General features: G+C 60.3%; 16 protein-coding genes. 10 read left to right on the forward strand and 6 right to left on the reverse strand.

Features of this window, described 5'->3' with window-relative positions; genetic code table 11:
• Positions 1-59 precede the first annotated feature (59 nt).
• From IRY30_RS00320 to pknB, 5 genes are all read left to right on the forward strand, one after another.
• Positions 60-1559: a PP2C family protein-serine/threonine phosphatase gene (locus IRY30_RS00320; RefSeq protein WP_194555439.1), complete on the forward strand. Its 1500-nt coding sequence runs from the start codon at positions 60-62 to the stop codon at positions 1557-1559.
• A 3-nt stretch (positions 1560-1562) separates the two neighbouring features.
• Positions 1563-2960, forward strand: coding sequence for an FtsW/RodA/SpoVE family cell cycle protein (locus IRY30_RS00325; protein ID WP_194555440.1), 1398 nt, complete (start codon positions 1563-1565; stop codon positions 2958-2960).
• Positions 2957-4405 (forward strand): peptidoglycan D,D-transpeptidase FtsI family protein, encoded by a 1449-nt coding sequence (locus IRY30_RS00330; protein ID WP_194555441.1) that lies wholly within the window; start codon positions 2957-2959, stop codon positions 4403-4405. Before IRY30_RS00325 ends, IRY30_RS00330 begins: the two co-directional genes overlap by 4 nt.
• Positions 4402-6009 carry a serine/threonine-protein kinase gene (locus IRY30_RS00335; RefSeq protein WP_194555442.1) on the forward strand — a complete coding sequence of 536 codons (1608 nt, stop codon included), beginning with the start codon at positions 4402-4404 and terminating at the stop codon, positions 6007-6009. The genes IRY30_RS00330 and IRY30_RS00335 overlap by 4 nt, the downstream gene beginning before the upstream one ends.
• Positions 6010-6114: 105 nt before the next feature.
• Entirely contained in the window at positions 6115-8211 is a 2097-nt protein-coding gene (pknB, locus tag IRY30_RS00340; RefSeq protein WP_194555443.1) for a Stk1 family PASTA domain-containing Ser/Thr kinase, read from the forward strand.
• Here the strand turns inward: pknB and IRY30_RS00345 are convergent.
• Complete coding sequence (locus tag IRY30_RS00345; RefSeq protein WP_194555444.1) at positions 8208-8897, reverse strand: anthranilate synthase component II; 690 nt, start codon at positions 8895-8897, stop codon at positions 8208-8210. The two genes, pknB and IRY30_RS00345, sit on opposite strands and share 4 nt — an antisense overlap.
• Before the next feature lie 141 nt (positions 8898-9038).
• Between IRY30_RS00345 and crgA the strand changes: the two genes are divergently transcribed.
• Positions 9039-9314, forward strand: coding sequence for a cell division protein CrgA (crgA, locus tag IRY30_RS00350; RefSeq protein ID WP_194555445.1), 276 nt, complete (start codon positions 9039-9041; stop codon positions 9312-9314).
• A gap of 132 nt (positions 9315-9446) precedes the next feature.
• Here the strand turns inward: crgA and IRY30_RS00355 are convergent, their stop codons facing one another.
• Positions 9447-9977, reverse strand: a complete 531-nt coding sequence (locus tag IRY30_RS00355) for a peptidylprolyl isomerase (protein ID WP_194555446.1) — start codon at positions 9975-9977, stop codon at positions 9447-9449.
• 270 nt (positions 9978-10247) lie between these two features.
• Between IRY30_RS00355 and IRY30_RS00360 the strand changes: the two genes are divergently transcribed.
• Genes IRY30_RS00360 through IRY30_RS00370 form a run of 3 tightly spaced genes read left to right on the forward strand, consistent with a single transcriptional unit; the run spans position 10248 to position 14867 of the window.
• A complete protein-coding gene (locus IRY30_RS00360; protein WP_194555447.1) occupies positions 10248-11723 on the forward strand; it encodes a hypothetical protein in 1476 nt (491 codons plus the stop codon).
• A 48-nt stretch (positions 11724-11771) separates the two neighbouring features.
• Complete coding sequence (pabB, locus tag IRY30_RS00365) at positions 11772-13319, forward strand: aminodeoxychorismate synthase component I (RefSeq protein ID WP_194555448.1); 1548 nt, start codon at positions 11772-11774, stop codon at positions 13317-13319.
• Positions 13320-13376: 57 nt separating this feature from the next.
• Entirely contained in the window at positions 13377-14867 is a 1491-nt protein-coding gene (locus tag IRY30_RS00370) for a DUF1846 domain-containing protein (RefSeq protein WP_194555449.1), read from the forward strand.
• 4 nt (positions 14868-14871) lie between these two features.
• Here IRY30_RS00370 and IRY30_RS00375 read toward each other — a convergent pair whose 3' ends face one another.
• The 4 genes from IRY30_RS00375 to IRY30_RS00390 all read right to left on the reverse strand — a co-directional run bounded on the left by IRY30_RS00375 (position 14872) and on the right by IRY30_RS00390 (position 18041).
• Positions 14872-16137: an NADH:flavin oxidoreductase/NADH oxidase family protein gene (locus IRY30_RS00375; protein ID WP_194555450.1), complete on the reverse strand. Its 1266-nt coding sequence runs from the start codon at positions 16135-16137 to the stop codon at positions 14872-14874.
• Between the two features lie 85 nt (positions 16138-16222).
• Complete coding sequence (locus tag IRY30_RS00380; RefSeq protein WP_228502633.1) at positions 16223-16561, reverse strand: DoxX family protein; 339 nt, start codon at positions 16559-16561, stop codon at positions 16223-16225.
• A 224-nt stretch (positions 16562-16785) separates the two neighbouring features.
• Positions 16786-17595 (reverse strand): zinc transporter ZupT, encoded by an 810-nt coding sequence (gene zupT, locus IRY30_RS00385; protein WP_194555451.1) that lies wholly within the window; start codon positions 17593-17595, stop codon positions 16786-16788.
• Positions 17596-17645: 50 nt separating this feature from the next.
• Positions 17646-18041 (reverse strand): GtrA family protein, encoded by a 396-nt coding sequence (locus IRY30_RS00390; protein WP_228502443.1) that lies wholly within the window; start codon positions 18039-18041, stop codon positions 17646-17648.
• A 158-nt stretch (positions 18042-18199) separates the two neighbouring features.
• Here IRY30_RS00390 and IRY30_RS00395 point away from each other — a divergent pair, with 158 nt between their 5' ends.
• Positions 18200-19438, forward strand: coding sequence for a glycosyltransferase 87 family protein (locus IRY30_RS00395; protein ID WP_194555453.1), 1239 nt, complete (start codon positions 18200-18202; stop codon positions 19436-19438).
• Positions 19439-19477 lie beyond the last annotated feature (39 nt).

The following is a 19477-nucleotide window of genomic DNA, read 5'->3' on the forward strand; positions in this document are numbered from 1 at the left end:
CCCATGGTCCACGCGCCCCACACCTCACTTATCCGGTCCGCCGAGCGAAGGATTACCGCATGAGCTCCAACCTGACTCTCAATTATGCGGCCTGCTCGGATCGGGGTTTGGTGCGCAATAACAACGAGGATTCCGGTTATGCCGGCCCTCGCCTCCTGGCCTTGGCAGATGGCATGGGTGGGCACGCCGCCGGTGAGGTGGCAAGTGGTTTTGTTATCGACGCCCTCAAGCCACTCGATACCCCGCTCATCGAGGACCCCGAGCACTTCGAGCGCCTAGAGACTCTGCTGGCCACGGCCATGGACGAGGGCAACCAGCACATCGCGATGCACGTGCAGGAAAACCCCACGCTCGCGGGCATGGGCTGCACCCTGACCTCACTGCTGTTCCGCGGTTCTGAAGTGGGCTTGTGCCACGTGGGCGATTCCCGTGGCTACCGCCTGCGGAATGGTGAGCTGGAGCAGTTCACCACGGACGATACTTTCGTCCAATCCCTGGTGGAGCAAGGAAAGCTGGATCCAGCTGACGTATCCAGCCACCCGCAGCGCTCCCTGATCCTCAAGGCCCTGACGGGTCGCCCGGTGGAACCCACCATCGAGGTGTTCCAGGCGCAGGTGGGCGATCGCTACATGCTCTGCTCCGATGGCCTTTCGGACCCCGTGAGCTTTGACACCATGGTGGAGATCCTGCGCGCCTTCCCGCCCGCTCAGGCTGCGCGCAAGTTGGTGGAGATGGCACTGCGTGGCGGTGGGCCGGACAATGTCACCGTGGTCGTCGCAGATGTGGTGGAGTACGACGCCACCACGGGCGCCCCCGCTGATGCCGAACTCACCCTGCCCGTCTCTCCCGTGCTGGTGGGAGCGGTTGCTGGCGATACTGCGGATGAGGATCGTCCCGATTCTCCCGCTTCCCGCGCCGCCGCGTTGTCCAATCTGCGCACCACCAACGGCAAGGCCAAGGCTGCCGACCCAAAAGATAAAGAGGCGGATTCAGCTGCGATTGCTGAGCCCGCCGCCAAGCCGGAGAAGAAGCCTCGGCGGAAGCGCTGGTGGGCAGCTTTGGCTGCTCTCCTGCTGTTGATTGCGCTGGTGGGAATAGCTGGTTTTTTCGGCTACCAGAAGGTCAATAACACCTATTTTGTCTCCGAGGACAATTCGCAGATCATCATCAACAAGGGCTTGTCTGAACCCATCCTGGGTGTGGACGTTTCCAGCCACTATCAGGATATTTGCCTGACTGATGATTCCACTCCGCGTTTGCTGGAGCAGGATTCAGCGGAGGATTGCCATCGCTTCTCCACCTCTGACCTCACTCCCGCAGCGCGAGGTGCCTTGGCCAGCCTGCCGGAAGATGACTACGAGGCCGTGGTTCGCCAGGTGCAGCGCCTTTCCGAGCAGACTCTGCCGGTGTGCGTGACCCGCAGCCCGGCGAACACGGATAACAAGGATTCCAACAAGGCAGATGACGCGAAGAGGAATGACTCCACTCCTGCCACGACTTCTTCAGCCGCACCAGAGGACCTGACCACCCCGGGAGTGTCCTGCCGGGAGGTGGGTTAATCCATGACGCTTTTCAAACGTAAGACCGAAGCACTACTGCTGATCCTCGCCGCACTGGTGGTGATGCTGGCTCTGCTCACTCTGGAACTCTCGCAGGGTAATCAGCTGACCAGCTCCGTGTTCGTGCTCATCGGCGGGTTCATCGGCATCTTCCTGCTGGCTCACCTGGTGATCTGTTGGGTGGCTCCGGATGCGGATCAGATCATGCTCCCGCTGGCAGCACTCCTCAACGGCATCGGCCTGGTAATGATCTACCGCCTGGATCTGGAAACCGGCTACACGCTGGCCAATTCCCAGGTGATGTGGACGGTCATCGGCGTGGGTCTTTTGGTGGCCACGCTGTTCTTCCTGCGGGATCACCGCAGCCTGGAGAACTACTCGTACATCCTCGGTCTGCTGGGTCTCATCCTCTCTGCACTGCCCATCGTGTGGCCCCGCTCCGCGGTGAACGCGGATGCTGCAGTGTGGATCACCATCGGCCCATTTTCCATCCAGCCCGGCGAGTTCGCCAAGATCATGCTCCTGCTCTTCTTCGCCGCGCTGCTGGTGAATAAGCGCAAGCTGTTCACCGTGGCCGGCAAGAGCGTGCTGGGTCTGCAGTTCCCGCGTTTGCGCGATCTCGGCCCCATTTTCCTGGTCTGGGGTATCGCGCTGCTCATCATGGCCTTCCAGAATGACTTCGGCCCCGCTCTCCTGCTTTTCGGCACCGTGCTGGGCATGTTGTACATCGCCACTGGCAGGGCATCCTGGCTGGTCATCGGCCTGGGCTTGGCAGTGATCGGCGCGGTTGGTGTCTACCAAATCTCCGCGAAGATCCAAGACCGCGTGGCTAACTTTGTTGACCCAGTGGGCAATTACGATACCAACGGTTTCCAGCTCTCCCAGGCGCTGTTCGGCATGTCTTTCGGTGGCGTGACCGGCACTGGCCTGGGCGAAGGCTACCCGCAGCTGGTCCCCGTGGCTCACTCGGACTTCATCCTCGCCGCCATTGGTGAGGAGCTGGGACTCATCGGCTTGGCAGCCGTATTGATCTTGTACTGCCTGCTGGCATCCCGCGGTTTCCGAGCTGCGCTATCCACCCGTGATTCCTATGGAAAGCTCGTGGCCGCGGGTCTCTCCCTCACCTTGGTCATCCAGGTGTTCGTGGTCACCGGTGGTATTTCCCGCCTGCTGCCCATGACTGGTCTGACCACCCCGTTCTTGGCACACGGCGGATCCTCACTGCTGGCCAATTACATCTTGTTGGCTCTGCTGCTGCGCATCTCGCACTCAGCGCGCGCCACCATGGAGATCAGCGCCGATTCCAGCGCGAAAAGCGCAAAGGGTGTGCGGGCGGCGTCGGAGGAAATGGAGCCAGCGAACACCGGGCAATTCACTGAGCAGAAGGGAGGCCGGGCATGAATAAATCCATCCGTGCGGTAACCATCTTCTCTTTCATCCTGGTGGTCATCCTGATTGCCAACCTCTCCTTCATTCAGGTGTTCCAGACCAACTCGCTGGCCCACAATCCGCTGAACGCACGCCAGTTCCTGGAGGCCAAGACTGTCGAACGCGGGCAGATCACCACGGGTGGCCAGGTGCTCGCGGAGTCTCATGAAGGTGACAATGGCTTCTACTCCCGCAGCTACCCCACCACCACTAACGCCTACGGCGCGGTGACGGGCTACCTGTCTGATCGCTATGGCGCCACGGGAATCGAGTCGAGCCAAAACGGCATTCTGACCGGTGATGATGACTCGCTGTTCGCGCAACGCATCTGGGATCAGATCACCGGCAAGAAGCAGCGCGGGGCGAATGTGGAACTGACGCTGCAGCCCAATGTGCAGCAGGTCGCGTTCGATCAGCTTTCCAGCAACGGCTACTCCGGTTCTGTCGTGGCGCTCAAGCCTTCCACCGGTGAGGTGCTGGCCATGGCTTCCACGCCAAGCTTTGATCCAGGCCAGATTGTGCAATCGGATCCCGATGCAGCTCAGGCAGCATTTGAGGGTTACGCCAACAGCGAAAACGCTCCGTTGATCAACCGCGCTACCCAGCAGACCCAGCCTCCCGGATCCACCTTCAAGGTGATCACCACCGCGGCGGCGCTGGAAGCTGGCGATAACGCCCAGACCATGGTCACGGGTGCCAACGAGATCACGCTGCCCAATACCGAAACCACGTTGGAGAACTACAACGGAGCCACCTGTGGCGGTGGCGGCCAGGTCACCTTGGAAGAGGCATTCCGCCGCTCCTGCAACACCGCGTTCGTGGATCTCTCCACCCGCCACGGCACGGATGCTTTCCGCAAGGCAGCCGAGGGCTTTGGTGTGGGCGAGGGCATCGATGATCTGGGAATCCCCGTTGAACCCTCCCGCCTGGGAGAAATCCCCGATGACGCAGCTCTGGCGCAATCTGCCATCGGACAGCGCGACGTGGCCATCACCCCACTGCAAAATGCCGTGATCGCTGCGAGCATCGCCAACGGCGGTGTGCGCATGGAACCACACCTGATCAGCAAGATCACCGGTGCCAACCTGGAGACGCTGCGCACCACCAAGCCAAAGCAGGCCGGTCGCGCAGTGGATGAAGATGTGGCCAATCAGCTCACGGATCTCATGAAGTCCGCCGAGCAGCACGCCGGTGGAGAAGCCAGCATCGCCTCCAAAACCGGTACTGCTGAGCACGGCGAAGATTCCCGCAATTCCAACCCGCACGCGTGGTACATCGCATTTTCTCTGGAAGCCGATGTGGCCGTGGCAGTGCTGGTGGAAAACGGCGGTAACTCTGGCCAAGATGCCACCGGCGGTTCCGTAGCCGCACCCATCGGCCGCGCGGTGATCCATGCAGCCGAGCAGGAGCAGCGATGAAACAGCCAGACCGGACAGATATCGAGCGCATCCAAGGGCTGATCGGCCAGCGCTACCAACTCAGCTGGATCATCGGCCGCGGTGGCATGTCCACCGTATGGCTCGCACTGGATACCCAGACTGAGCACGATGTAGCCATCAAGGTGCTCAAGCCCGAGTACACCGATAACGCTGAATTCCGCTCTCGCTTCCGCAATGAAGCCGAGACATCCGAGATCTTCCAGTCCGAAAACGTGGTCCGGACCTACGATTATTCAGAGGTCTCCGACCCCATTACCGGCACCACCCTGTGCTTCATGGTGATGGAATACATCCGCGGCGAATCCCTGGCGGACGTGCTCTCCCGCGAGCGCAACCTACCGCCGAAGCTGGCGGTGGATGTCATGGCTCAGGTGGCCCTGGGCCTGCAGACCATCCACTCCCATCACCTGGTACACCGGGATATCAAGCCCGGCAATCTGCTCATTACCCCGGATGGGTTGGTCAAAGTCACCGATTTCGGCATCGCCAAGGCCGCGGCTGCTGTCCCTCTCACGCAAACGGGCATGGTGGTGGGCACCGCGCAATATGTGTCGCCGGAACAGGCGCAGGGGCAGAACGTCGGCCCCGCCTCGGATATCTACTCGCTGGGCGTGGTGGCCTACGAGATGCTGGCTGGTCGGCGGCCATTTTCCGGGGAGTCAACGGTGAGCGTCGCCATCAAGCATATTTCCAATGCCCCGCCTCCATTGCCCGCCGAGATTCCCGGCGCGCTCCGGGAGCTCGTGGGGATTTGCCTGCGCAAGAACCCGCGCGCCCGCTACGCAGATGGCGCGGAGTTGGCCTCTGCTATCCAGCGCGTGGTGGAGGGCGAGCGCCCGCCGCAGCCACACGCGGTGCCTCCCACCGATGTGGATTCCCAGCCGTTCACCGAACAATTGGGTCAGGTGGCCACTGGTTCCGGTACCAGCGTTCCCCCACGTCAAGGCCCTGCCGAGCAGCCTGAGCGCAGCGGTGCGGCAGCGCCTGTTCCCGCGGGGGCAGGCGCCGGAGCGCGTGGTGCTTCTGGCACTCGCACGCATGCGGCCACCCCGGCCGCCTCGGCACAGAATGCGCAGAAAAAGGGCAACGGGACTGGTCCGTTGGTGGCCTTGGGCGCAGTGGCCGTGCTGGCCTTAGGTGCTTTGGGCTACCTCTTCTTCACTGGAAATGATCAATCCACTCCCGACCCGGAGACGCTGACCGTGACCAATGAGGTGACCACCGAATCCACCCCGCCTCCAAACACCACCACGTACACCCAGCCTTCTACTTCTGATTCCGAGCCTTCTCCCACCTCGGAGACCAGAACCTCGCCCGAGACCACCGAGCCGGAGGCCACCTCCTCCGATTCGAGTGCTCCTTCCAGCTCCGAGAACCCAGCACCCAATGGGAACTCCGGAAACTCCGGGCCAAACGGAAACTCTGGAAACTCCGGAAATTCGGGCAATCAGGGTAACTCCGGACAAGCCGAAAGCGGTGGGGCCGGCAATGGCGGGAACACCGGTGCCACCACTGCTCAAGGGACGGGAGAAACGCCGCAAGGCAATGGCGTGGATTCGCCAATTACGCAAACGGAAACTTAGTTCCCGCGGTTTCCGCGGGTATAGTCCTATCATTACTGTTCATTGGGACTGTTCATCAAGACCAGTTATCGCAGCACACACACCAGAAATAAGGAGACATCAGCCGTGGACCGACGAGGCACACTCTTGGGCGGACGCTACCGCCTAGACGCCAAAATCGGCACCGGCGGTATGTCCGACGTGTACGCCGCGACTGATGAACTCCTCACCCGCGATGTCGCGGTGAAGATGATGCGCCCTGATCTGGCGCGCGATACCACCTTCTTGGAACGCTTCCGTCGCGAGGCCCAAAACGCCGCGAAGCTCAACCAGCCCAACATCGTGGCTGTGTACGATACCGGCGAGACTCCTCCTAACGATGGTTCCGTGCCCTACATCGTCATGGAACGCGTGCACGGCGAGACGTTGCGGGACATCTTGCAGGAGCACGGCAAGATGAGTTTGAACGACGCCGCCAAGATCATGTCGCAGGTGGCAGAAGCCCTGCACTTCAGCCATGAAGCAGGCATCATCCACCGCGATATCAAGCCTGCGAACATCATGATCACCAATACCGGTGCCGTGAAGGTGATGGACTTTGGCATCGCTCGTGCGCTCTCGGATTCCTCCGCAGCCATCACCCAAACCGCCGCGGTGATTGGTACCGCGCAATACCTTTCCCCTGAGCAAGCACGCGGTAAGTCTGCCGATTCCCGTTCTGATATTTATGCCTTGGGCTGTGTGTTCTACGAATTGGCCACGGGCCGCCCACCGTTCGAGGGCGAATCTCCTTTTTCCGTGGCTTTCCAGCACGTCAAGGATGATCCCAAGCCACCCAGCACCGTGCAGGGCATGCACTTGTCTCACCGCGAGGCGCTCTCGCTGGATTCGATCATCCTCACCGCAATGGCAAAGAAGCCAGAGGATCGATACGACGATTCCCAGCAGCTGGCAATCGATCTCCGCCGCTTGAGCGAAGATCAGCTCCCCCTGGTGGCGCAGGCCTATTCTTCCGATACTGAAGACCCTGCCACCAGCGTGATTCCCGCAGCTCCGCAGCGCTTGCCGGAAGAGTACGCCGATGATGATTTCGCTGGCGGTTCTCGCCACCGCGCTGGGTTTGCTCCAGCCGGTGCCGCCGCGGGCGCAGGAATGGGTGCCGGAATGGCTGCTGGAGCCGGAGCTCTTCCGGCCAACCAGCAGAATTACCCAGAAGAATACGACGAGGACTACTTCGAAGACGACGATGATTACTACGAGGACCAGCAGCGCAGCCGCTGGGTTCCCATCCTCTGGACCGTCCTCATCCTCGCCCTGCTGGGTGGCGGTGGCTGGCTAGCCTACAACTTCCTCACCCCTGCTGATGAGGAACAGCCCCAGGTTCAGCAGGAGACCCGCGTTTCGGTACCCGATGTGGCCAACCTTTCCCGCGAAGATGCGGAAAACGCCCTGCAAAAGGTGGGTCTCCCGTTTGATGTCACCGAGCGCACCCATGAATCCATCCCGCGCGGCTCTGCCATCACCACCGAGCCAGCGCCGGGATCTTCCGTGCCTTCTGGCACCCGCGTGTCCTTGGTGCTGTCCTCCGGCAAGGAGATCACGGATGTGCCGGATCTCACCGGCATGACCACCGCCGAGGCTCGCGGTGCGCTCGAGCAGGCAGGTCTGTCGCTGAACTCTTCCGTCAAGGAGGAGCCGAGCGACAACGCCCCCAGCGGATCCGTGATCACCCAATCTCCAGCGCAGGGTTCTCAGGTTTCCAAGGGCACCAAGGTCTCGATCACGGTGTCTACTGGCCCGGAGAACATTCGCGTGCCGATCGTCACCGGCCAGCAGGAAGCCGATGCACGAGCCAACCTGGAATCCTCCGGGTTCACGGTGATCGTCCAGCGCGTGGATTCCACCGAGCCCGAGGGTCTGGTTATCTCCTCCAGCAATGAGGGTGAGCAGCTGCCTAAGGGTTCTGAAATCACCTTGCAGGTGTCCCAGGGAAATCTGTTCCAGATGCCAACCCTGCAGGGCAAGGACTACGGATCCGCTCTGCGCCTGCTGCAGGAAGCTGGCTGGCGCGGAACTCCAGCTGACCTGACCCGCAAGGATGTGAACACCCCTGACCTGGCTCGGGTGGATGAGATCGCCCAGCAGTCAGTGCACGCGGGCCAGAAGATCCCACGCGATACTCGCATCACCGTGGATGTGTACCGCTTCAGCCTGCTGCCTTAGAGCATGGCCGCGGTTGCGGAGATTGCTCCGGTAACCGCCAGGTGTTCCTTCTCTAGGGCCTCCACCAGCGGTTCATCAATCACATAGCTGGTCTCTGCCAACCAGTTGGCCAGCATGCGGTGCCCGTATTGAGTCATCACGGACTCCGGGTGGAACTGCACCGAGTGGATCGGCAGATCTCGGTGGCGCATGGCCATGATCATCCCGGAATCACTGCGCGCGGTGATGATGAGCTCTTCTGGAATGCTCTCTGGATCCACCGTCAAAGAGTGATAGCGCGTCACCCGGAATGGGTTGGGCACACCCACCAATACACCGGTTCCATCGTGGGTCACGGGAGAGGTCTTGCCGTGGAAAAGCTCCTCGGCGCGCACCACCTTTGCCCCGAAGAACTGCCCGATGGCCTGGTGGCCCAGACATACTCCGAACAGGGGCTTCTTCAGCTCGGCAGCCACCTCGATCACCTCGAGGGTGCGACCCGCCTGGGTTGGGTCTCCGGGGCCGGGGGAGACAAGTATGGCGTCGAAAGAAGAAAGAACATCAACCAGTTCTGAACGGGAAGTTCCCAGTTCGGGGGCGTTATTGCGCCACACCGTGCATTCCTCGCCCTGGAAGCCGAGCTGGCCGATGTACTGGACCAGGTTGTAGACGAAACTGTCGAAGTTATCGATGACGAGAATGCGCATAGCATGTGAGTCTACCCGGCAAGGATTAGACCGCCCTCCCCCGTGGGCTGCTAAGATCCCCGTAGAACTCGTGTCGGGCTGCGCTGGCAGCTCCCGGCACTCGCGTATCCCCATCAACCACACCCCGAGGTGCTTTCAGCAATGCCAAAGTCCAAGGTCAATTCCACCGAAGATAACTTCGCCACTCCCGCGAGCAGCGGCGAACGGCGTTCCCCGGTCAAGCTGAATTCGACCGGCACCCCGCGGTGGTACATCGTAATCATGCTTGGACTGATGCTGCTGGGCCTGGCTTGGCTGGTTGTGAACTACATCGCGGGTCCGGATATCGCCCTGTTCCGCGAGCTGGGTGCATGGAACTACCTGATTGGTTTCGGTCTGTTCATCATCGGTCTGCTGATGACCATGGGCTGGAAGTAACTAGCTCGTAGTGACTGGCAGTAGCCGGAAGTAGCTGGGCGCTTCAGGGCGCTGCCGCGCACTGCCGCCGGAATAACGAAAACCCGCTCCCACCAAGAATTTCTTGAGGAGAGCGGGTTTTGGCTTGTCTAACTAGTTTTCTTCTTGGATCTCGATGGAAGCGATGATGATGTCATCGTTCGGGCGATCCATGCGATCGGTAGCGGAGCGACCAATCTTGGTCACGACCTTCTGGGAATCCGGATCCGTGACCTCACCGAAGATGGTGTGGCGATTGTTCAGGTGAGGGGTAGCGGTCACCGTGATGAAGAACTGAGAACCGTTGGTACCTGGGCCGGCATTTGCCATAGCCAGCAGGAATGGACGGTCAAACTGCAGCTCTGGGTGGAACTCGTCACCGAACTGGTAGCCCGGGCCGCCACGGCCGGTGCCGGTGGGGTCGCCACCCTGGATCATGAATCCATCGATGATGCGGTGGAAGATAGCACCATCGTAGAAAGGACCCTCGTTGGTTCCAGCGGCGTTTGGCTCGGAGTATTCCTTGGTTCCCTGTGCCAGGCCGATGAAGTTAGCAACGGTCTCTGGCGCGTGGTTACCGAAGAGATCAACGGAGATATCGCCCTGATTGGTCTTGATAATTGCGGTAGCAGTCTTGTTAGTCACGTGTTCGATTGTACGTGCCCTCAGGCGGCGCTGTCATGGACCTGAGCCTTTTGGCTCCTCCCCGTTAAGTGCTTGGGGGTTGTTTTCCCAGGTGTAATGGCCGTGAGCAGTCACTTTGCCAATCCCACCACCTTCGGTTCTGGGTTTTGCCTAGTATGGGAAGTAGTTGCGGGCACGATACGTCCGCGCGCGAAAAAACTTATGTAATTGTTTGAGAACTAGGCTAGGCACTAGTTCACGTACTAGGTCACGCTAAGGAGCCGGCACCCCATGAACACAGCCAGCATGAAGCTCGTTTTAAATGGCGCGAAGCAAACTAGCGCCTTGCTGAAGAAGCGCAAGCAGGAGAAGGAGTTGAAGGATTTCGATGCCCTCGATGCTCTGCGTCGTAGCCAGCTCACCGACGCTGAACGCGATGAGCTCATTGAGAACTCCCCCGCGCATATCCGCGCTGTAGCCGAGCACATGCGTAAGGAAGACGGAGCTGCCAAGGCTCTGGATAAGGCTCGCGCGCTGGCTCTGGCGTATGACGCACCCGGTGAGCACGGCGTTTCCCGCTCTGATGCCACCGTTCACGAAAACCACCCACTCGTAGGAATTGCTGCTGCTCGCGAAGCCGCAGCTGAGGCGAAGGACAACCGCATGAACACTAAGGCCGCTAAGAAGGATGCCAAGAAGAAGGCAGACAAGCTGCGTAAGCGCGCGCTGAAGAACACCAAGAGCGAGCGCAAGGCACTGAAGAAGAACTACAAGGCCGGTCGCGATACCGTTCTCGCAGGCAGCAGCGCTTTCGCCGCCAGCGCAGCCAAGGCATTGGATAACGCCAAGGATTACAGCTCTGACTTCGCCGATGAGGCTCGCCAGCGCAGCGAGAACATCGCCGATACCGCTTCTTCCCGCCGCAACCAGCTGCTGGCCACCGCCAAGGTGCGCGGTGCAGATGCCCTGGAGACCGCCAAGGATCGCAGCGCTGAGCTGGACAAGAAGGTTCAGGAGCGCGCTGCTGTAGCTCGCAAGCGCACCAAGGCTGCGCAGAAGCAGGCCAAGAAGGATGCGAAGAAGAACCAGAAGAACCTGCGCAAGAACAGCAAGAAGTTTGCCAAGGACGTGGATCGTCGCAAGGCAAAGGCCGGCAAGCAGGCGGATAAGATCCTGGCTCAGAAGGGTCTGAAGAAGCAGAAGAAGGGCAAGAAGCTCAGCGTTTTCGTCACCGTCATCGCTTTGGCAGCTGCTGTTGCTGCTGCGCTTAAGCTCTTGGGTAACAACAAGAAGCCAGCTCCTTCCAGCACCCCAAAGGTGCAAGACTTCGATAAGAGCTCCACCACCGGTGCAGCCGCAAAGTCCAAGGCAGAAGAGGCCGCAAAGACCCCAGCTGCGAAGACCGAGACCAAGCCTGAGCCAAAGATCGAAACCAAGGCACCAGCTGCGCCTAAGACTGAGACCAAGTCCGAGGCAAAGACCGAGACCAAGGCACCTGCCACCCCAGAGGCACCTGTCAAGACCGAGTCTGAGACCCCGATCCAGTCCGAGTCCCAGGCTCCAGCTGCCCCAGGCGCTCCAGGAAGCTTCACCGCTCCAGGCGTTCCTAACTCCCCAGATGCTCCCGGCGCGCCAGCCGTGCACCACGCTGAGGGCAAGGATGCAGAGACCAAGGATGCGGAAGCTGCCACCGAGCACAACTCCGAGTTCCCAGCCGGTGAAGGCAACGATCAGGATCTGGACGACGGCGGCAAGCACCGCCTCTAGTTCACCAGTTCTTCCACGTTGTCCACTGGAAATTCATGGCGCATTGAGTTGCGCGAGTTAAACGCCGCTGCACCGGGTGTGGCGGCGTTTCGCCGTGTCGCGGGCGAATCGGAAGCCGTGTGGCTGGACTCCTCCCTGCAAAGCTCCACCCACTACGCGCGCACGTTCTCCATTTTGTGCCCCGCCGGTGGCCCCCTCAGCACGGTGCTTTCAGTACAGGTGGCAGGTGGTTCTTCTCTTTCTCCCGACGCCAACCCCTTCCACTTCCACTCTTCTAACCCCCTTTCGGAGCAGCTGGAAACAGCACTGAGTGCCGCGGATTCCGCTTCTTCGGCTTCTCCCACGGTCTTTGATCTTCTCCAGTTGGGGCTGGACCTCGTGGATGTCTCCGCCGAGCAGGGGGCTAACCCTTCCGGTTTCAACCTGGGCTGGGTGGGTGCTTTTGGTTATGAACTCAAGCATCACGTTGATGGAGTTCGGCAATCCCCCACTGCGGTGTGCACCCCGCACCGCAGCGTGCACCCCGATGCCCTACTGATGTTGGCGGATCGCGCGCTGATCACCGATCACGCTGAGCGCAAGACTTACCTACTGGTGCTGACCAGCGATGATCCTGCGCATTCCGCCATCGCCGCGGCCCAATCTGCGTGGCTGGATTGGGCGGAGGACGTGGTGCAGGAATTGGCCGCGCAGCCAGAATCTGCTGCCGCGCCCACTGAACCCGTACAGCGAGAGCCCGGCACCGAACCCGAGCCAGAGCTGACGTTCCACGCGGATCATTCTCACGCAGACTATGTGGATGCAGTGCTGCAGGCCCAGGCGCACATCGCGGATGGGGATTCCTACGAGGTGTGCCTGACCACCACCGTGGAAGGGCCGGCCCTGCCGGATCCTTTCACGGTATATCAGCGGATGAGGCAAACCAGCCCGGTTCCCTACGGCGCATATATTCATCTGGCGGGGATCCACGTGTTGTCTGCCTCCCCGGAACGCTTCTTCCAAGTGGATGAACAGGGGCGCGTGAGTGCGAAACCGATCAAGGGGACTCGTGCCCGCTCGGAGGATGCTGGGGAGGATGAGAGGTGGCGTCGGGAATTAGGAGAAAGCTCCAAGGACCGCGCAGAAAACCTCATGATCGTGGATCTATTGCGCAATGATCTCTCCGCCGTTGCCGTGCCTGGCAGCGTGCGGGTGCCCAAGCTTTTTGCGGTGGAAAGCTACTCCCACGTGCACCAGTTGGTGAGCACAGTGGAGGCCACGCTGGCGCCCGGGCACACCGCGGTTGATGTGCTGCGGGTGGCGTTCCCGGGAGGTTCGATGACGGGTGCGCCGAAGATCCGGACGATGGAACTGATTGAACAGCTCGAGCATCGGGCCAGGGGTTTGTATTCGGGATCGATCGGCTGGTTCGCGTTCGGAGGGGCGGCGGATCAATCGATCACCATCCGCACGGTGGTGTCGGATTCTGAGCGGAGCACGTTCGGCGTGGGTGGGGCGATCGTGGTGGATTCCACGCCAGAGGGCGAATGGGAAGAAGTGCAGGTGAAGTCGCGGGCCCTGTTGCAGGCGCTTCGCGGTCGCTGGCAGCAACACTGAGGCTGCGGTGCCCGTGCAATAAGGGATTTTCCGGGCACATTGCTATGCTTGAAATCCATGGTGAATCGCATCGGTTTCGACCGCGAAAAGTACATTGAACTCCAATCCGCGCACATCCAAAAGCGCAGGCAGGAGCTCGGGGGAAAGCTCTACCTGGAGATGGGTGGCAAGCTCTTCGATGATCACCACGCCTCCCGCGTTCTGCCGGGTTTCACGCCCGATAACAAGATCGCGATGCTGGATAACATCAAAGACGATGTGGAGATCCTCATCTGCATCAACGCGAAGGATCTGGAGCGTCACAAGATTCGCGCTGACCTGGGCATCACCTACGAAGATGATGTGCTGCGGCTCATCGATGTGTTCCGCGACCGGGGGTTCCTCGCGGAAAACGTGGTGCTCACCCAGATGGAAGAAGACAACCGCCTGGCCGCTGCCTTCGTGGAGCGGCTGGAGCGCTTGGGTCTGAAAGTTGCCCGCCACCGGGTGATCCCGGGTTATCCCACGAACATGGATCTCATCGTTTCCGATGAAGGCTTGGGCCGCAATGAGTACGCGGAAACTACTCGCGACCTGGTGGTTGTCACCGCACCTGGGCCTGGATCGGGCAAGCTGGCCACCTGTCTCTCCCAGGTGTTCCACGAGCACAAGCGTGGTGTGAACGCGGGCTACGCCAAGTTTGAGACGTTCCCCATCTGGAACCTCCCGCTGGAGCACCCCGTGAACCTGGCATATGAAGCCGCCACGGTGGACCTCAACGACGCCAACGTGATTGATCACTTCCACCTCACCGCTTACGGCGAATCCACGGTGAACTACAACCGCGATGTGGAAGCCTTCCCGCTGCTCAAGACCCTTCTGCAGCGATTGACGGACACCACGCCTTATGAATCCCCCACGGACATGGGCGTGAACATGGCCGGAGCCTGCATCACCGATGATGAGGCCTGCCGCGAAGCTTCACGTCAGGAGATCATCCGCCGCTACTTCAAGGCACTGGTGGATGAGGCGCGCGGCGGTTTGGATAGCACCCAGTCTGATCGCGCAGCTGTGGTGATGACCAAGGCCGGCATCACCGCAGATAACCGCGCGGTGGTGGCTCCAGCGCGTGACGTTGAGCAGCGCACCGAACAGCCCGGCGCGGCCATCGAACTTCCCGACGGCACCATCGTCACCGGCCGCACCAGCGAACTGCTGGGTTGCTCCTCATCCATGCTGCTCAACGCGCTCAAGCACCTGGCGGGCATCCCCGATGAGCAGCACCTGCTCTCCCCCGGCTCCATCGCGCCTATTCAGCGCCTCAAGACCAAGCACCTGGGGAGTCAAAACCCGCGCCTGCACACCGATGAAGTGCTCATCGCGCTGAGCGTTTCTGCAGAGACCAGCCCGGAGGCCGAACAGGCTCTCACGCAGCTGAAATCCCTGCGTGGCTGCGATGTTCACGTCACCACGATCCTGGGATCCGTGGATGAGCAGGTCTTCCGCAGCCTCGGTGCCCAGGTCACGTGCGACCCGAAGTTTGCGCGCAAGACGCTGTACCAGAAGTAGTTGCTTAGCCCCGCTCGCTGAGCCATTTCGCATAGCGACGACGGTTCACTTCATCACGGACGAAATCCCATCCGAATGCCAATAATGCTGGGAACTTCGGCAACGGGGATCGTCCTCTGCCCACGCGACGCATCTGGTAGCGCACGCGCGCCATGGATATCGCCGAGGCAATTGCCTTGTCCTTGATACGGACGGGAGCGAGTGTGACGCGAGCGGAGGCGTCGACCTTCCATTTCTCCGGAAGGTTCGGATCCACGGCAAGCGCCGTGCCCATTCCCACCACGGCCACGCCACTGGAGATGACGGCTTCAGCGGTTTCCCGGCGTGTGACTCCGCCTGTGACCATCAGTGGAATGGGGCTATCGTCAACCAACTGCTCCGCGAGCTCGAGGAAGTACGCCTCGCGCGCGGCGGTTCGCTCGTCCTGCTTCGATTGATCCTCGGAGTCGCTGGACTGCGAGTTTCCAGTCATGGCTGGACTTTCGTAACTTCCGCCGGAGAGTTCCACCAGATCCACACCCAATGGTGCAAGCATCTCGATGACGCGGGCAGCATCCTGCTCATCGAATCCACCACGCTGGAAGTCTGCGGAATTCAGCTTCACAGCGACGGTAAAATCTGGCTTTACCTCAGCGCGAATGCGGCGAATAACCTCCATCAGCATTCGCGCACGGTTCTCCAGGCTGCCGCCCCACTGATCGGTGCGCTTGTTCACCAACGGCGAGAGAAACTGCGAGAGCAGATATCCGTGCGCCGCGTGAACTTCCACTCCATCGAAGCCAGCCTCTTCTGCACGGTTGGCCGTATCCACGAAGCGCTGGATGGTCTGCTCGATCTGCGCTTCGGTCATCTCTTCGGCCTCAGCGAACATGGAGCTGGTGCGTCCCGTATTCACTCGGCTGGCTGAAGGCCCCCATGCCACGCCCGGCATGTTTGCTTGTACTTGGCGGCCGGGGTGATTGATCTGCATCCAGATCTTTGCACCGCCGCTGTGCGCGGCTTCCACCCATTTCCGGAAGAGCTCGATAGGAGAGTTCTTGTCCAGCACTACTCCGCCGGGGCCGGTGAGGGCGGCGTCGTGCACCATGACGTTGCCTGTGAGAAGGAGGCCCGAACCTCCCATTGACCACGCGCGATACAGTGTCAAGAGTTGCTCTCCGGGGAGCTGCCCGGAGGCTGCCATGCGCTCTTCCATGGCTGCCTTGGCAATTCGATTAGGTAGTTCTTGCCCATTGGGCAGCGTCAGGGGTTGGAAGAGTGCGTGCGACATGATTTCCTTTCTCGTCGCCTCAGCGTATGGGGCTGTGGCGCACCGCGCACCATCACAGAGCACTTGGCCACAGCCTCTCACGCAGTTACTTTGGCAACCCCGCGGCCTTCAGAGCTGCGGCGATGAGCGCGGGCTGTCCGAACAGACGAGCCAGACGCTTGCCATCGGTGTCCAGCCCAAAACCATCCTTGCGCTCGGCATACTGGCCGATGTTTCCGGGGAAAATCGCCGCATAAAAAGCCGCGAGAGCCACGCCCACTTGGCGACGCTGCGCAGGCAACGCAGCCAGCGCCACACCCAAGGCAATCTCCGCCACGCCGGATCCCAGCACCACCGCGTCTTCATCCACAGGCATCCAATCAGGCACCTGCGCCTGGAACTCCTTGCGGTTCGTGGTCAGGTGCGAAACGCCCGCGTACGTCATGAATGCGCCCAGGGCGTAGCGCGCCACGTTTTCGGAGGTGGTTGGCTTTCCTGCCGAACCCAGGTACCGCTTCTTTGCCTTGTCCAATCGCTTGCTCACGCTGTTACCCATCAGAGACCAACTCCTCAATCCAGACTGTTTTTATAAACAACCCGACTCTACGACTCCCCCGCACAAATTTCAGAAAACCCAAGCAATCTAATCAGCGGCGTCGAGAAAAAGAGTCAGATGAACAGCAACAACGAGAGCGCCATGATCGCCATTCCCAGCACTAATCCGTAGATCGCCGCATGGTTCTTCCCCGTGGCGATTGCCGCCGGCAGCAGCTCATCCAGGCTGATAAACACCATGATTCCGGCCACCAGCGGGAACACGAGACCCAGCGTCAGCGGCCCCATCAGCGGCAAGAACAGAAGGAATCCCACGAGGGCCCCGGCTGGCTCGGCCAAACCGGATAAGGTCGCCCACCTCACGGCCTTGCGCCTATCCTCCGTCGCCTCCCGAATGGGCACGGCCACGGCAATTCCCTCGGGGATGTTGTGAATCGCGATCGCCAGAGCCACCGGCAGCGCGATCGTTAGATCCTCCAGCCCGGAAATGAAGGTGGCAAAACCCTCCGGGAAATTATGAATACCGATGGCCACCGCGGTCATCACCCCGGTCTTCATCATTGCGGGTTCTGGCCCTCTCCCCCCTTTTCCCGACGCCCCCTCTGTCCCGTGCGGGTTCACGTCCTCCGGGACTAATCGATCAATCACGGCGATGAGCAGGATTCCCGCGAAAAAAGCACCCACTGCCAGCCAATTCGCGGGGCGCTCCCCCATCTCTTCGCCCAGCGATTCCACGCCAGCCGGGAGGAGTTCCATCATGGAGACGTAGAGCATCACACCGGCGGACAACCCCAGGGCACCGGCGATGAACTGCGGCCCGGGGTTGCGTTTCATCACAGCGATGAGCCCGCCGATGCCGGTAGCTAACCCGGCAAACAGGGTCAGCCCAAAAGCGAAAGCCAGGGTGCTTAGCTCAACTCCCACTTTTCAGTCCTCATCTTTTCGGTGTTCGCTCACGCGCTTAACGCTCTTCATTAATTGCTGTCCCGCATGCGCGGGGGTTTCTGAAAGACCCAGAAATTCTGCAGGAGAAAATTCAACGTGGTGGCCACTCCTTGAGAGACAAACCAGGCCCAGAAGAGATAATGCGGAATGTCTGAGAGGTGGCGTCGAAAAAGAAAATCCGTGAGAACCGCGGCCAAGAAACAGAAAAGATACACAGCTGCTGCGCGCAGCTTTTCCTGGCTGGAACGATCCCCGCCGAACGTAAAATGGCTGTTCAGATAGTACGCCACGATGCTGCCGACGATGTAACTACACGCTCGCGCCACCCATCCAATCACCCCAAGATGCAACAGCAACTCGCGCGTGGCGTAATCGCATATCGCGCCCACACAACCGACGGCCACAAACCGAGCTAGTTTTTTCATGGGTTCTAATCTCATTCTCTAGCTGCCGGTCCGCTAGGCAGCGGGGTTAAGCGCAAGTCATCATGGAATACACTAGAACAAACTGTTTTCCCCTCTGCGCTTGGTCGCAGATTTATTCGTGCAGATCCGAACACGAAGAAAAGATCCCGACTACTTCCATGAACCAGCTTTTCCTCCGTCTTCCAGCTGAATCTCGTGCCTTTCGGTGGGTTACTGCTATCGCGTTTCTGGCCGCAGTGTTGTGGTCGCTATTCGATACGAACGGGATCCGCTACCGCTTGGACACGGATGTCTACCGCATCGGGGCGCAGCGGTTACTTGACGGGCTGGATCTGTACTCCGGCAGTTTCCATATCAAGTGGGAAATCTTCCTGCCCTTCACTTACCCGCCCATCGCGGCGCTGGCTTTTACGCCTTTGACCCTCTTCACGGCTCATGGGGCTGGGCTGGTGTTCGGCATCGTCACCACCGGAGTATTGCTGAGCATTTGTTGGATCATGCTGCAGAAAGTGGCCAAGCTGCCTGCGCAATCCGCAGGATGGTTCTCGCTGCTCTTCACGGCATTACTGCTGGGCTTCGGCCCGGTGATTTCCACCACCACATACGGCCAGGTCAACCTGGTCCTGCTACTGCTGATTCTGCTGGATTTCACGGTGGTGCCGCGGAAATATCGGGGCATTCTCACCGGCCTGGCCACCGCGTTCAAGCTCACCCCGGCCGTGTTCGGCCTCTGGCTGCTGCTGCGCAAAGATTGGTGGTCGATCGTTCGCATGGGCGCCAGCACATTGTTTTTCACTGGTCTGGGATTCTTGATTCTTCCCCAAGCCTCGATGGACTACTGGTTTGGCACTCTGCAGAAAACTGACCGAATTGGCGGGTTGGAATATGCCTCAAACCAGTCCATCAACGGTGAATTGTGGCGGTTGGGCTTGCGCACGGCAGACACGGGTTCGCTATGGTGGGTGATCCTCGTGGTTGTGGTGTTCGTAGCCACAGTGGCCTTGATGCTGCGCCTGTTCAAGCGAGATTTGCCCGTGCTGGCACTCGGCGTAAATGCGCTGTTTGGGTTGCTGGCCAGCCCCGTTTCCTGGGATCACCACTACGTATGGATCGTGGTTCTGCTGCTGGCCTTGCTGGCTTGTCTGCTCAATCCCCCGGCTGCTGGTTGGACCCCCGCCCAGTGGAAAACCATTGCTGCCCTGATGGTGGCGGGCATCCTGTGCTTCGCATCCTCCCCGCGCTATTTGGCACCATCTGGTGAGCACATGGAGAAGGACTGGAATTTCTTCTGGCATGTGCTCGGCAACACCTACCTGTGGTGGTCCTTGGCCGCTTTCGCAGCGCTCTGGTACCTCACCTCAGCCCGGCATGACCGCGCCCGTTCAATAGCGGTTTAGCACTGCGCATCACGTTGGCTGACCAGCATTAACTGGCCA

Source organism: Corynebacterium suicordis DSM 45110 (assembly GCF_015351405.1).
Taxonomy (GTDB): Bacteria; Actinomycetota; Actinomycetes; order Mycobacteriales; family Mycobacteriaceae; genus Corynebacterium; species Corynebacterium suicordis.